This is a genomic window from Thiobacillus thiophilus, assembly GCF_055378705.1.
On sequence record NZ_AP042404.1, the window covers coordinates 2,432,380 to 2,445,497 of the forward strand.

12 protein-coding genes and 5 tRNA genes are annotated in these 13,118 nt (G+C 60.7%); all 17 read left to right on the forward strand.

The window, feature by feature from the left end; translation table 11 throughout:
* The first annotated feature begins 7 nt into the window (after positions 1-7).
* The 17 genes from ACZ41T_RS11995 (at position 8) to rpoB (ending at position 13,110) form a co-directional block, all read left to right on the forward strand.
* Positions 8-82 (forward strand) — tRNA-Gln (locus ACZ41T_RS11995).
* Between the two features lie 72 nt (positions 83-154).
* Positions 155-1,105 (forward strand): ribose-phosphate pyrophosphokinase, encoded by a 951-nt coding sequence (locus tag ACZ41T_RS12000; protein ID WP_464921627.1) that lies wholly within the window; start codon positions 155-157, stop codon positions 1,103-1,105.
* Positions 1,106-1,198: 93 nt separating this feature from the next.
* Entirely contained in the window at positions 1,199-1,819 is a 621-nt protein-coding gene (locus ACZ41T_RS12005; protein WP_464921628.1) for a 50S ribosomal protein L25/general stress protein Ctc, read from the forward strand.
* A 42-nt stretch (positions 1,820-1,861) separates the two neighbouring features.
* Positions 1,862-2,458 carry an aminoacyl-tRNA hydrolase gene (pth, locus tag ACZ41T_RS12010; protein ID WP_464921629.1) on the forward strand — a complete coding sequence of 199 codons (597 nt, stop codon included), beginning with the start codon at positions 1,862-1,864 and terminating at the stop codon, positions 2,456-2,458.
* Positions 2,455-3,546: a redox-regulated ATPase YchF gene (gene ychF / locus ACZ41T_RS12015; RefSeq protein ID WP_464921630.1), complete on the forward strand. Its 1,092-nt coding sequence runs from the start codon at positions 2,455-2,457 to the stop codon at positions 3,544-3,546. Before pth ends, ychF begins: the two co-directional genes overlap by 4 nt.
* Positions 3,547-3,616: 70 nt before the next feature.
* Positions 3,617-3,701, forward strand: a tRNA-Tyr gene (locus ACZ41T_RS12020).
* A gap of 28 nt (positions 3,702-3,729) precedes the next feature.
* Positions 3,730-3,803: transfer RNA gene (locus tag ACZ41T_RS12025), tRNA-Gly, on the forward strand.
* Positions 3,804-3,851: 48 nt separating this feature from the next.
* Positions 3,852-3,926, forward strand: a tRNA-Thr gene (locus ACZ41T_RS12030).
* Between the two features lie 114 nt (positions 3,927-4,040).
* Complete coding sequence (gene tuf / locus ACZ41T_RS12035; RefSeq protein ID WP_464921631.1) at positions 4,041-5,231, forward strand: elongation factor Tu; 1,191 nt, start codon at positions 4,041-4,043, stop codon at positions 5,229-5,231.
* A 70-nt stretch (positions 5,232-5,301) separates the two neighbouring features.
* Positions 5,302-5,377, forward strand: a tRNA-Trp gene (locus ACZ41T_RS12040).
* A 29-nt stretch (positions 5,378-5,406) separates the two neighbouring features.
* Complete coding sequence (gene secE, locus ACZ41T_RS12045; RefSeq protein WP_464921632.1) at positions 5,407-5,754, forward strand: preprotein translocase subunit SecE; 348 nt, start codon at positions 5,407-5,409, stop codon at positions 5,752-5,754.
* Positions 5,751-6,284, forward strand: coding sequence for a transcription termination/antitermination protein NusG (gene nusG / locus ACZ41T_RS12050; RefSeq protein ID WP_464921633.1), 534 nt, complete (start codon positions 5,751-5,753; stop codon positions 6,282-6,284). The genes secE and nusG overlap by 4 nt, the downstream gene beginning before the upstream one ends.
* A 100-nt stretch (positions 6,285-6,384) precedes the next feature.
* Positions 6,385-6,816 carry a 50S ribosomal protein L11 gene (gene rplK / locus ACZ41T_RS12055; RefSeq protein ID WP_464921634.1) on the forward strand — a complete coding sequence of 144 codons (432 nt, stop codon included), beginning with the start codon at positions 6,385-6,387 and terminating at the stop codon, positions 6,814-6,816.
* 1 nt (position 6,817) lies between these two features.
* Complete coding sequence (rplA, locus tag ACZ41T_RS12060; RefSeq protein WP_464921635.1) at positions 6,818-7,513, forward strand: 50S ribosomal protein L1; 696 nt, start codon at positions 6,818-6,820, stop codon at positions 7,511-7,513.
* 331 nt (positions 7,514-7,844) lie between these two features.
* On the forward strand, positions 7,845-8,366 hold the full coding sequence (gene rplJ / locus ACZ41T_RS12065; protein WP_464921636.1) for a 50S ribosomal protein L10: 522 nt from the start codon (positions 7,845-7,847) through the stop codon (positions 8,364-8,366).
* A gap of 70 nt (positions 8,367-8,436) precedes the next feature.
* Positions 8,437-8,814, forward strand: coding sequence for a 50S ribosomal protein L7/L12 (gene rplL / locus ACZ41T_RS12070; RefSeq protein WP_464921637.1), 378 nt, complete (start codon positions 8,437-8,439; stop codon positions 8,812-8,814).
* A gap of 216 nt (positions 8,815-9,030) precedes the next feature.
* On the forward strand, positions 9,031-13,110 hold the full coding sequence (gene rpoB / locus ACZ41T_RS12075; RefSeq protein ID WP_464921638.1) for a DNA-directed RNA polymerase subunit beta: 4,080 nt from the start codon (positions 9,031-9,033) through the stop codon (positions 13,108-13,110).
* Positions 13,111-13,118 lie beyond the last annotated feature (8 nt).

The window sequence follows — 13,118 nt, forward strand, 5'->3', positions numbered from 1 at the left end:
CACCCATTGGGGAGTCGCCAAGTGGTAAGGCATCGGATTTTGATTCCGACATTCGCAGGTTCGATCCCTGCCTCCCCAGCCAGTTAAGCGAACAGCCGCCGGTGGCGGCTGTTTTTGTTGTTAGGCCGGACCAGCCAAATCGCCGGAGACTCGTGTGCCCATAGACAATCTGATGGTGTTCAGCGGAAATGCCAATCCGCGTCTTGCCAGCGACGTGGCGCGCCATCTGAACATTCATCTCGGCCGCGCTACGGTGTCGCGTTTTTCCGATGGCGAAGTGATGGTCGAGCTTCTGGAAAACGTGCGCGGCAAGGACGTGTTCGTGCTGCAGTCGACTTGTCAGCCATCCAACGACACCCTGATGGAAGTGATGGTGATGGTCGATGCGCTGAAGCGCGCTTCGGCCGGCCGTATCACCGCAGCCATCCCGTATTACGGTTATGCGCGCCAGGACCGGCGCACCCGCTCGGCGCGGGTGGCAATCACCGCCAAGGTGGTGGCCAACATGCTGCAGGGCGTGGGGGTCGACCGGGTGCTGACGATGGACCTGCATTCGGACCAGATCCAGGGCTTTTTCGACATTCCGGTCGACAACATTTATTCCAGCCCGATCCTGCTGGGCGACATCTGGAAGCGCGACCACCCGAACCCGGTGGTAGTGTCGCCCGACGTGGGCGGGGTGGTGCGGGCGCGGGCGATCGCCAAGCGGCTGGAATGCGACCTGGCGATCATCGATAAGCGCCGCCCGAAACCGAACGTGGCGAAGGTGATGCACATCATCGGCGACGTCAAGGATCGGACCTGCATCATCATGGATGATCTGGTCGATACGGCCAATACACTGTGCGAAGCGGCCAATGCGCTGAAGGAGCATGGCGCCAGAAAGGTGATGGCCTATTGTACCCATGCCGTGCTATCCGGCAGCGCCGCCGAACGCGTGACGAATTCCGCGATCGACGAACTGGTGGTGACCGACACCATCCCGCTGCGCGACGATGCGCGCGCATGCGCCAAAATCCGGCAATTGTCGGTGGCTGAACTGCTGGCGGAAACTATCCGCCGCATCAGCAACGAAGATTCCGTCAGCTCGCTCTTTATCGAGTAGAGCCGGCAGAATGCCCCTGGTCGCGGGGGCTTTAATCATGCATTGACCATTTTCGGCAATGCATTATCAATGCAGTTATTTAGGAGAAGTTTCATGGAAATCGAAGTCATCGCCGCCAAGCGTGAATTGCAAGGTACGGGTGCGAGCCGCCGTCTGCGTCACGCGGGCAAGGTCCCGGGCATCGTCTACGGCGGCACTGCTGCCCCCGTGCAGATCGAGCTGGACCACAACACGCTGTATCACGCGCTGCGCAAGGAGTCGTTCCACGCCGCGGTGCTGACGCTGAACCTCGACGGCGCCAAGGAATCGGTGCTGCTGCGCGATTCACAGTGGCACCCCTTCAAGCAGCAGGTGCTGCACGTCGACTTCCAGCGCATCGACAAGAACCAGAAGATCCACGTCAAGGTGCCGCTGCATTTCCTCAACGCCGAAGTGGCACCTGGAGTCAAGACCGGCGGCGGCAAGCCGCACCACATCGTGACCGAGCTCGACGTCCAGTGCCTGCCCGGCAGCCTGCCCGAGTTCATCGAAGTCGACATGGGCAATCTCGAAGTCGGCCATTCCATTCATGCGAATGACCTGACGCTGCCCGCGGGCGTCGAGCTGGTTGCGCACCTGCAGACAGAAAACCCCGCTGTGGCGTCGATCAGTGCGCCCAAGGTCGGTGTGGCTACCGAAGAAGCGCCCGCTGCGCCGGCTGCTCCTGAGGCGTAAGCCGGTCGTGCAACCCGCGGTGGATTGCACGCCGTGTGCGGCATGACAGCGCCCCGCCTGATTGTCGGCCTCGGCAACCCGGGGCGCGACTACGAAGAAACCCGGCATAACGCCGGGTTTTGGTTTTGCGCGCGGCTGGCGCAGACATGGGGCGTGCCGCTCGCGCATGAGTCGCGCTTTCACGGCATCGTCGGGCGCAGTCCGGGCAACGTGTGGATGCTGCTGCCGCAGACTTTCATGAACCGTTCCGGTCAGGCAGTCGGTGCGTTTGCACGCTTTCATCGCATAGCGCCAGCCGAGATGCTGGTGGTGCACGACGAGCTCGACATTCCACCCGGCCAGCTGCGCCTCAAATTCGGCGGCGGCATGGGTGGCCATAACGGCCTGAAGGACATCGCCGCGCATCTGGGCACCCAGGACTATTGGCGGCTGCGCATCGGCATCGGTCATCCGGGCGAGCGCAACGAAGTCGTGAACTACGTTCTGAAACCGCCGCGTCGCGAGGAGCAGGGCGACATCGACGCCGCTATCGAGCGCGCGCTCGATTTGTGGCCGCTCATTGAAAAGGGCGAGTGGAACGCGGCCATCCAGCGTGCCAACACCAAACCCGGTTCCATCAAACTCCAGGAAAAACCATGAGTCTCAAATGCGGCATCGTTGGCTTGCCCAACGTCGGAAAATCCACCTTGTTCAACGCGCTGACCCAGGCGGGCATCGCGGCGGAAAACTATCCCTTCTGCACGATCGAGCCGAACACCGGCATCGTCGAGGTGCCGGATCCGCGTCTGGCGCTACTGGCCGAGATTGCCAAGCCGCAGAGAGTCGTGCCGGCGATTGTCGAATTCGTCGACATCGCCGGCCTGGTGGCGGGCGCCTCCAAAGGGGAGGGTCTGGGCAACCAGTTCCTCGCCAACATTCGGGAGACCGATGCGATCTGCCATGTGGTGCGCTGTTTCCAGGACGACAACGTGATCCACGTTGCGGGCAAGATCGATCCCCTGTCGGACGTGGAAACCATTGCCACGGAGTTGGCGCTCGCTGACCTGTCCAGTGCTGAAAAGGCGTTGATACGATATGAAAAAGCTGCACGTGGGGGCGACAAGGAAGCGAAAGTCATCGCGGAGGCATTGAAGCCGGTGCTGGCCGCGCTGAACGAAGGCCGCCCCGCGCGTGCCGCCGGCCTGGATGCGGAAGGCCTCGCGGCGATCAAGCCGCTGTGCCTGTTGACGATGAAGCCGACGCTGTATGTCGCCAACGTTAGCGAAGACGGCTTCCACGACAATCCCATGCTCGATGCGCTGCGAGCGTTTGCCGGCAAGGAAGGCGCGCCGGTGGTGCCCGTGTGCGCGGCGCTGGAGGCCGAACTGCAGGAATTGTCGCCTGAAGACCGCATGGAATACCTGAAAGAGCTCGGCTGGGACGAGCCGGGACTCAACCGTCTGGTTCGTGCCACCTATGATTTGCTGGGCCTGCAAACCTACTTCACCGTCGGGGTGAAGGAGGTGCGGGCGTGGACCATCCACAAGGGTAATACCGCGCCGCAGGCGGCGGGTGTCATTCACACCGATTTCGAACGCGGCTTCATACGCGCGCAGACCATCTCGTACGAGGATTTCATTGCCTGTAAGGGCGAACAGAGTGCCAGGGAGGCGGGCAAGATGCGCGCCGAAGGCAAGGAATACGTGGTCAAGGACGGCGACGTCCTGAATTTCCTGTTCAATGTGTGAGTGAGGAAATTTGCTCAGGGGATAATTGACACATTATTCCGAAAAGCCCTATAATCTCGCGCTTCGTTTGGGTGGGGTTCCCGAGCGGTCAAAGGGATCAGACTGTAAATCTGACGGCTCTGCCTTCGAAGGTTCGAATCCTTCCCCCACCACCAGATTTTTGCAGTTTTCGAGCACGGCGAAGCGGGTGTAGCTCAATGGTAGAGCAGAAGTTTTCCAAACTTATGACGAGGGTTCGATTCCCTTCTCCCGCTCCAGGTTGTAAAGGTTTTTGTGTTTTGACGCGCTGTGGGTCAAAGCCTTGCGCCCGCGTAGCTCAGAGGTAGAGCACTCCCTTGGTAAGGGAGAGGTCGACAGTTCGATTCTGTCCGCGGGCACCAGTTCTTGGGTGTTGTCGAAGTCTAAAGCGGCGCACCGGTATTTGAAAAGCGGTAGTCGGGTTGCCGATCGTGATTGACCGCATTGTTGCGTGTGCAAATTGAGGGGTACTTGAAATGGCTAAGGAAAAATTCCAGCGGACCAAACCGCACGTAAACGTTGGCACGATTGGTCACGTTGACCACGGCAAGACCACCTTGACCGCGGCGATCACCACCATTCTGGCGAAGAAATTTGGCGGTTCGGCCAAGAACTACGCCGAGATCGACAGCTCGCCCGAAGAAAAGGCGCGCGGCATCACCATCAACACCTCGCACGTCGAGTACGAGACCGAGAAGCGTCATTACGCACACGTCGACTGCCCGGGCCACGCCGACTACATCAAGAACATGATTACCGGTGCTGCGCAGATGGACGGCGCCATCCTGGTCGTGTCCTCCGCCGACGGCCCCATGCCGCAGACCCGCGAGCACATTCTGCTTGCGCGTCAGGTTGGCGTACCCTACATCATCGTCTACATGAACAAGGCCGACATGGTCGACGACCCCGAGTTGCTCGAGCTTGTTGAAATGGAAGTTCGCGAACTGCTCAGCAAGTACGACTTCCCCGGTGACGACACCCCCATCATCATTGGCAGTGCCCTCAAGGCCCTCGAAGGCGACCAGAGCGACATCGGCGAGCCCAGCATCCTCAAGCTGGCCGACGCGCTCGACTCCTACATCCCCGAGCCCGAGCGTGCCGTTGACCGTCCCTTCCTGATGCCTGTTGAAGACGTCTTCTCCATCTCCGGTCGCGGCACCGTCGTTACCGGACGTGTCGAGCGCGGCGTCGTCAAGGTTGGCGAAGAAATCGAGATCGTCGGCATCGTCCCCACCGTCAAGACCACCTGCACCGGCGTCGAGATGTTCAGGAAGCTGCTGGACCAGGGTCAGGCTGGCGACAACGTCGGCGTGCTGCTGCGCGGCACCAAGCGTGAAGAAGTCCAGCGCGGCCAGGTACTGGCCAAGCCCGGCTCGATCAAGCCGCACACCAAGTTCAGCGCCGAGATCTACGTGCTGAGCAAGGACGAAGGCGGTCGTCATACCCCGTTCTTCAACGGCTACCGTCCGCAGTTCTACTTCCGCACCACCGACGTCACAGGCAGCATTGAACTGCCGGCCGGCACCGAGATGGTGATGCCTGGCGACAACGTCAGCATCAAGGTCTCGCTGATCCAGCCGATCGCCATGGACGAAGGTCTGCGTTTTGCCATCCGCGAAGGCGGCCGCACCGTCGGTGCCGGCGTTGTTGCCAAGATCGAAGAATAAGGCGGGCAGTTGAAATCAAGGCCGGGTTCGGTGCGGCGGGTGCGTACTGAATGCCGGCCTTTAAGAATACAGGCCAATAGCTCAATTGGTAGAGCGTCGGTCTCCAAAACCGAAGGTTGGGGGTTCGAGACCCTCTTGGCCTGCCACAGGATAAGCCGCAAGGCGCACAGCATTCATGGCTGACAAACTCAAGCTGCTGGTAGCAGTGTTGCTGGTCATCGCAGGGGTGGCCGGCTTTTATTTTTTTGCGGACGCGCCCACCGTGGTGCGTGTGCTGTCCGTGATCGTGGGCGTCGTGCTGGCTGGCGCCGTTGCTGGCATGTCGAGTCCGGGCAGGCAGTTTTTCCGCTTCGCGCTCGATGCGCGTGACGAGGCCAAGAAGGTTGTCTGGCCGACGCGCAAGGAAACCATCCAGATGACGGGTGTGGTCATGTTGTTCGTGATCGTGATGGCGCTGTTCCTTTGGGCGGTTGACAGTATTTTGATGTGGCTGGTCAAACTGGCCATGGGACAGGGGAGTTGAGTATGCGGTGGTACGTGGTTCATGCCTACTCCGGCTTCGAGAAAAGCGTCGCGCGCAATCTGATTGAGCGTATCGAGCGTGCGGGTATGAAGGATCGTTTCGGCGAAATCCTGGTGCCGGTGGAAGAAGTGGTGGAAATGAAGGGTGGGCAGAAAAAAACCGCCGAGCGCAAGTTCTTCCCCGGATACGTCCTGGTGCAGATGGAAATGGACGATGACACCTGGCATCTGGTGAAAAGCACGCCCAAGGTGACGGGCTTTGTCGGTGGAACGGCAACCAAGCCCGCGCCGATTACCGAGAAAGAGGTTCAGTCCATCCTCGATCAGATGCGCGAGGGCGTTGAAAAGCCCAAGCCCAAGGTGTTGTTCGAGGTGGGCGAGGCGGTGCGTGTCATCGACGGCCCGTTCACCGACTTCAATGGAAATGTGGAAGAAGTGAATTACGACAAGAGCAAATTGCGCGTGTCGGTGATGATTTTTGGCCGGGCGACGCCTGTAGAACTGGGCTTCGGTCAGGTCGAAAAAGCCTGAATTCCGGCTTCGGCCGTGAAGGGTAAAAATCCGGTTCGCCGGAGAGGAGCGCGAGTAGGGTGACCTAAAGCGCGTTGGTACTCACTTATTAGGAGCCATCATGGCAAAGAAAATTGTCGGCTATATCAAGCTGCAAGTCCCGGCGGGCAAGGCTAATCCTTCGCCGCCCATCGGCCCCGCGCTCGGTCAGCGCGGCCTGAATATCATGGAATTCTGCAAGGCTTTCAACGCCAAGACGCAGAGCATGGAGCCCGGTCTGCCGATTCCGGTCGTCATCACCGCGTTTGCGGACAAGAGCTTCACCTTCGTGATGAAGACGCCGCCTGCAACGGTGCTGATCAAGAAGGCGATCAAGCTCGATAAAGGTAGCGCCAAGCCGAACCTCGACAAGGTTGGCACGATCAATCGCGCCCAGCTGGAAGAGATCGCCAAGGCCAAGGAGCCCGATCTGACAGCGTCCGACATGGATGCGGCAGTGCGCACCATTGCCGGCACAGCCCGTTCCATGGGCATCATCGTGGAGGGAGTCTGAGATGGCTAACGTATCCAAGCGCTTGCGCGCGCTCAAAGAAAAAATCGACCGTAACCGCAATTACCCGGTAGCCGATGCGCTGCAGCTGGTCAAAGACGCCGCCACCGCCAAGTTCAACGAGTCGATCGACATCGCGGTGAACCTCGGCGTTGACGCCCGTAAATCCGACCAGATGGTTCGTGGTGCCGTGGTGCTGCCGAAGGGTATTGGCAAGACGGTTCGTGTCGCCGTATTCGCCCAGGGCGACAACGTGCAGAAGGCAAAAGATGCAGGCGCCGATATCGTCGGTTTCGACGACCTGGCAGCCGAAATCAAGGCCGGCAAAATGGATTTCGATGTGGTGATCGCCACCCCTGACGCCATGCGCGTCGTCGGTCAGCTCGGCCAGATTCTGGGCCCGCGCGGCCTGATGCCGAACCCCAAGGTGGGCACGGTGTCGGCCGACGTGACGGGTGCGGTGAAAAACGCCAAGGCCGGCCAGGTACAGTACCGCACCGACAAGGGCGGCATCGTGCATTGCACCATTGGCCGCGCCTCGTTCAGCGTCGAAGACCTGAAAGAGAACCTGACAGCACTGCTGGATGCGCTTCAGCGTGCCAAACCGGCCAGTTCCAAGGGTGCCTATTTCAAGCGCCTGTCGGTGTCTTCCACCATGGGCGTGGGCGTTCGTGTGGATCAGGCCAGCGTCAGCGCATAAATTTAATTGCGGGCATTTCTGGAAAGAGTGCCTGAATGAACTTTGGGCCGTCAGCCGGTGGTTTCGACTGACGGGTTGTCAAAGACCGTAGGGGTGTCGTTCGTGAGGTGTGAGGCGTGAGGGGTGAGGTGTATGCCCCGAACGAATCAGCCTCCTGCGCGCTTAATCGGTTGGATGGAAGGTCGTTGGTGCGCGGGCGTGTTCCTTACGCCTCACGCCTCACGCCTCACCGAAAACTGCCCTACGCAGATGGCGTTCCCCAGCAGGATTTTCCTGTCAAGGTCGCCAGCCGGAGCGGGCAACGCTCCGTAACTGAGAAGGAGGTAAGACCTTGAGTCTGAATCTTGAAGAAAAGAAAGCCGTTGTTGCTGAGGTTGCTGCGCAGGTCGCGGCCGCCCAGACGGTTATTGTTGCCGAATACCGTGGCATCAAGGTGGAAGATCTGACCCGGTTGCGCGCGCAAGCACGCAAGGAAGGCGTCTATCTGCGCGTGTTGAAGAACACGCTGGTACGCCGCGCGTTTGCGGATACGCCGTTTGCAGGGCTTGCCGACCAGTTGGTCGGCCCGCTCGCCTACGGCATGTCCAAAGACCCGGTGGCTGCCGCCAAGGTGATGCACGAGTTTGCCAAGACCAACGACAAGTTTGTCGTCAAGGCCGGTGCCATGCCCAACTTCCTCATGTCCGCAAAGGACGTGGGGAATCTGGCCAGCATGCCCAGCCGTGATGAATTGCTGTCCAGGCTCTTGGGCACCATGCAGGCCCCGATCGCGCAATTCGTTCGTACGCTGAACGAAGTGCCGACCAAGTTCGTTCGCGGACTGGCTGCGGTGCGCGACAAGCAGGCCGCTTAAGCGGCCTGCCGACATCCGAATCGACGATATTGTTTTTTAATCTGAAGCACAATTGACAGGAGTAACACAAATGGCTGTTGCAAAAGCTGACATTCTGGACGCCATCGCGAGCATGACCGTGCTTGAGCTGTCCGAGCTCATCAAGGAAATGGAAGAGAAATTCGGCGTTTCCGCCGCCGCCGCTGCGGTTGCCGTAGCAGCCCCCGCTGCCGGCGCCGCCGCCGCCGCTGAAGAGCAGACCGAATTCACCGTGATGCTGAATTCCTGTGGCGAAAAGAAAGTGGAAGTCATCAAGGTGGTGCGTGCAGCGACCGGCCTGGGCCTGAAAGAAGCCAAGGATCTGGTCGATGGCGCCCCCAAGGCAGTGAAGGAAGGCGCCACCAAGGCCGATGCCGACGCGCTGAAGAAGCAGTTGGAAGACGCTGGCGCTACCGTCGAAATCAAATAAGTCAACGGACCCCAGGGCGGTGCGCGCAAGCGTGCCGTCTGCTTCCGGTGACGCATTTATTTCGATCGCTTGCAGCGGGGCAACCCGCGGCAGACGCAAGCAGCAAATACCCGGAACCCGGAATCGGCTTCCGGGTCGTTTGCTTTTTGCGTGTGCCCTATAAAGCATTGGCCGTAACCCACGCGCCAGCGCGCCCCTGATCGTCAAGGAGACCCCATGGCTTATACCTTTACCGAGAAAAAACGTCTGCGCAAGAGCTTCGCCAGCCGGACCAACACCCTTCCGGTGCCTTTTCTTCTGGCGACTCAGCTTGAGTCCTATCGCGCTTTCCTGCAAGAAGGCCGTACCCGCGAGGAGCGCCTGAACGAAGGCCTGCAGGCCGCGTTTACTTCGATTTTCCCGATTGAAAGTCACTCCAAGAACGCGCGGCTGGAATACGTCAGCTACATGCTGGGCGAGCCGGTGTTCGATATCGGCGAATGCCAGCAGCGCGGCCTGACCTATTGCGCCCCGCTGCGTGCCAAGGTGCGCCTGGTGATCATGGACAAGGAAGCGTCCAAGCCGACCATCAAGGAAGTCAAGGAGCAGGAGGTCTACATGGGCGAGATCCCCTTGATGACGCCGACCGGCTCCTTCGTCATCAACGGCACCGAGCGGGTGATCGTGTCGCAGCTGCACCGCTCGCCCGGCGTATTCTTCGAGCATGACCGCGGTAAAACGCACAGTTCGGGCAAACTCCTCTTTTCGGCGCGCGTGATTCCCTACCGCGGCTCGTGGCTGGACTTCGAGTTCGACGCCAAAGACATCCTGTTCTTCCGCGTCGACCGCCGCCGCAAGATGCCGGTCACCATTCTGCTGAAGGCGCTGGGCTACACCCCGGCCACTATTCTGGACGACTTCTTCAGCAAGGACACTTTTTACGTCAACACCCAGGGCGTGCAGTTCGAACTGGTGCCCGAGCGCCTGCGCGGCGAACTGGCGCGTTTCGATATCTGCGGTAAGGATGGGCACGTCATCGTTGCCAAGGACAAGCGCATCACCGCCAAGCACATTCGTGAGCTTGACGCCGCGGGCGTCAAGAAGTGGGCGGTGCCGGCCGAGTTCGTGGTGGGCCGCGTGCTATCGCACGATGTGGTCGACACCAACACCGGCGAACTGATTGCGCGCGCCAACGACGAGATCACCGAGGACCTGCTGACCAAGCTTGCCGCTGCGGGCGTGGACAAGTTCAACACCCTCTACACCAACGACCTCGATCACGGCGCCTTTATTTCGCAGACGCTGCGCGCCGACGATACCGCCGACGATTACGCCGCCAAGGTGGCGATCTACCGCATGATGCGTCCGGGCGAGCCGCCCACCGAAGATGCGGTGAACACCCTGTTTGCCAACCTGTTTTTCAACGAAGACCGCTACGACCTGTCGGCGGTGGGCCGGATGAAGTTCAACCGCCGCATCGGCCGCGAGGAACTGACCGGCTCCGGCACGCTGTCGACCGAAGACATCGTCGCGGTCATCAAGATCCTGGTCGAGCTGCGCAACGGCCGCGGCGAGATCGACGACATCGACCATCTCGGCAACCGCCGCGTGCGCAGCGTCGGCGAACTGGCCGAGAACCAGTTCCGCGCCGGCCTGGTGCGGGTCGAGCGCGCGGTGCGCGAGCGTCTGAGCCAGGCCGAATCCGACAACCTGATGCCGCACGACCTGATCAACGCCAAGCCGGTTTCGGCGGCGATCAAGGAGTTCTTCGGTTCCAGCCAGCTGTCGCAGTTCATGGACCAGACCAACCCGCTGTCCGAGATCACCCACAAGCGCCGCGTCTCCGCGCTGGGCCCGGGCGGCCTGACGCGCGAGCGCGCCGGCTTCGAGGTGCGCGACGTGCACCCGACCCACTACGGCCGCGTCTGCCCGATCGAAACACCGGAAGGCCCGAACATCGGCCTGATCAACTCGCTGGCCCTGTTCGCCCGCACCAACTGGTATGGCTTCATCGAAACACCCTACCGCAAGGTGGTGAACCACAAGGTGACCGACGAAATCGAATACCTGTCGGCGATCGAAGAGAGCAAATTCGTGATCGCGCAGGCCAACGCCGAGCTCGATGCCAAGGGCAAGTTCACCGACGACCTGGTGTCATGCCGTTTCAAGAACGAATTCACGCTGTCGGCCCCCGACAAGATCGAATTCATGGACGTCGCGCCGGCGCAGATCGTGTCGGTGGCAGCCTCGCTGATCCCCTTCCTCGAGCACGACGACGCCAACCGCGCGCTGATGGGCTCCAACATGCAGCGTCAGGCGGTGCCTTGTCTGCGCCCGGAAAAGCCCTTCGTCGGCACCGGCATCGAGCGCACCGCTGCGGTCGACTCCGGCACGGTGGTGACCGCGCATCGCGGCGGCGTCGTCGACTACATCGACGCCGGCCGGATCGTGATCCGGGTACACGACGAGGAGGCGCGCGAAGGCGAGGTGGGCGTGGATATCTACTCGCTGATCAAGTACACGCGCTCCAACCAGAACACCAACATCAACCAGCGTCCGCTGGTGAAGGTGGGCGACGTCATCGCCCGCGGCGACGTCATCGCCGATGGCGCCTCGACCGACATGGGCGAGCTCGCGCTGGGCCAGAACATGCTGGTCGCCTTCATGCCGTGGAACGGCTACAATTTCGAAGACTCGATCCTGATCAACGAGAATGTCGTTGCCGAAGACCGCTACACCTCGATCCACATCGAGGAGCTGTCGGTGGTGGCGCGCGATACCAAGCTCGGTCCGGAAGAAATCACCCGTGACATCTCCAACCTGGCCGAGCGCCAGCTGGGGCGCCTGGATGATTCCGGCATCATCGCCGTCGGCGCGGAAGTCGAGTCGGGCGACGTGCTGGTCGGCAAGGTCACGCCCAAGGGCGAAACCCAGCTGACGCCGGAAGAAAAGCTGCTGCGTGCCATTTTCGGCGAAAAAGCCAGCGATGTGAAAGACACCAGCCTCAAGGTGCCGTCCGGCATGTCGGGCGTGGTGATCGACGTGCACGTGTTCACCCGCGAGGGCATTGAACGGGACGGCCGCGCGCAGTCGATCATCGATACGCAACTGGTTGAATACAAGAAGGACGTGACCGACCGCATGCGCATCGTCGAAGGCGACACCTTTGCGCGTCTGGAGAAACTGCTGCACCTGAAGATCGCCAATGGCGGTCCCAAGAAGCTCGCCAAGGGCAGCAAGATCACCAAGGAATATCTGGAGTCGGTGAATCGCCATGACTGGTTCGACATCCGTCTGGCCGACGACGACGCCAGCCGCCAGGTCGAGTCGCTGAAGGACAGCCTGACGCAGAAGCGCATCGAGTTCGACCTGATGTTCGAGGAGAAGAAGAAAAAGCTTACCGCGGGCGACGAACTGCCACCCGGTGTGCAGAAGATGGTCAAGGTCTACATCGCGGTCAAGCGCCGCCTGCAGCCCGGCGACAAGATGGCCGGTCGTCACGGCAACAAGGGCGTGGTGTCGAAGATCGTTCCGGTCGAAGACATGCCCTTCATGGCCGACGGCCGTCCGGTCGACATTGTGCTGAATCCGCTCGGCGTGCCGTCGCGGATGAACATCGGCCAGATCCTGGAAACCCACCTCGGCTGGGCGGCCAAAGGACTGGGCGAGCGCATCGGCGAAATGCTGGCGGCGCAGACCAAGACGCTGGTCAAGGACCTGCGTATTTTCCTGAAGAAAATTTATAACCAGTCGGGCAAGACGGAAGACATCGATGGCTTCAGCGATGACGAAGTGCTCGAGCTTGCGCGCAATCTGAAAAAGGGCGTGCCGTTTGCCTCGCCGGTATTCGACGGCGCTTCGGAAGATGAAATCCGTCAGATGCTGACGCTGGCCGGCCTGCCCGAGGGCGGTCAGGTCACGCTGTACGACGGCCAGACCGGCGAGGCCTTTGATCGCCAGGTGACGGTGGGCTACAAGCATGTGCTGAAGCTGCACCATCTGGTCGACGACAAGATGCACGCGCGCTCCACCGGCCCGTACTCGCTGGTCACCCAGCAGCCGCTGGGCGGCAAGGCGCAGTTCGGCGGCCAGCGCTTCGGCGAAATGGAAGTGTGGGCGCTGGAAGCCTACGGCGCATCCTACGTGCTGCAGGAAATGCTGACGGTGAAATCGGACGATGTGAATGGCCGCACCAAGGTGTACGAGAGCATCGTCAAGGGCGAACACAAGATCGAGGCGGGCATGCCGGAGTCCTTCAACGTGCTGGTGAAGGAAATCCGTTCGCTGGGCATCGACATCGATCTGGAACGTTATTAATTTAGGGG

Bases quoted from the DNA above. Each gene is read 5' to 3' on its own strand.
- ychF (WP_464921630.1), top strand. From the start codon at position 2,455: ATGAGTCTCAAATGCGGCATCGTTGGCTTGCCCAACGTCGGAAAATCC.
- tuf (WP_464921631.1), top strand. From the start codon at position 4,041: ATGGCTAAGGAAAAATTCCAGCGGACCAAACCGCACGTAAACGTTGGC.
- secE (WP_464921632.1), top strand. From the start codon at position 5,407: ATGGCTGACAAACTCAAGCTGCTGGTAGCAGTGTTGCTGGTCATCGCA.
- rplL (WP_464921637.1), top strand. From the start codon at position 8,437: ATGGCTGTTGCAAAAGCTGACATTCTGGACGCCATCGCGAGCATGACC.
- rplA (WP_464921635.1), top strand. From the start codon at position 6,818: ATGGCTAACGTATCCAAGCGCTTGCGCGCGCTCAAAGAAAAAATCGAC.
- rplK (WP_464921634.1), top strand. From the start codon at position 6,385: ATGGCAAAGAAAATTGTCGGCTATATCAAGCTGCAAGTCCCGGCGGGC.
- pth (WP_464921629.1), top strand. From the start codon at position 1,862: ATGACAGCGCCCCGCCTGATTGTCGGCCTCGGCAACCCGGGGCGCGAC.
- rpoB (WP_464921638.1), top strand. From the start codon at position 9,031: ATGGCTTATACCTTTACCGAGAAAAAACGTCTGCGCAAGAGCTTCGCC.
- ACZ41T_RS12005 (WP_464921628.1), top strand. From the start codon at position 1,199: ATGGAAATCGAAGTCATCGCCGCCAAGCGTGAATTGCAAGGTACGGGT.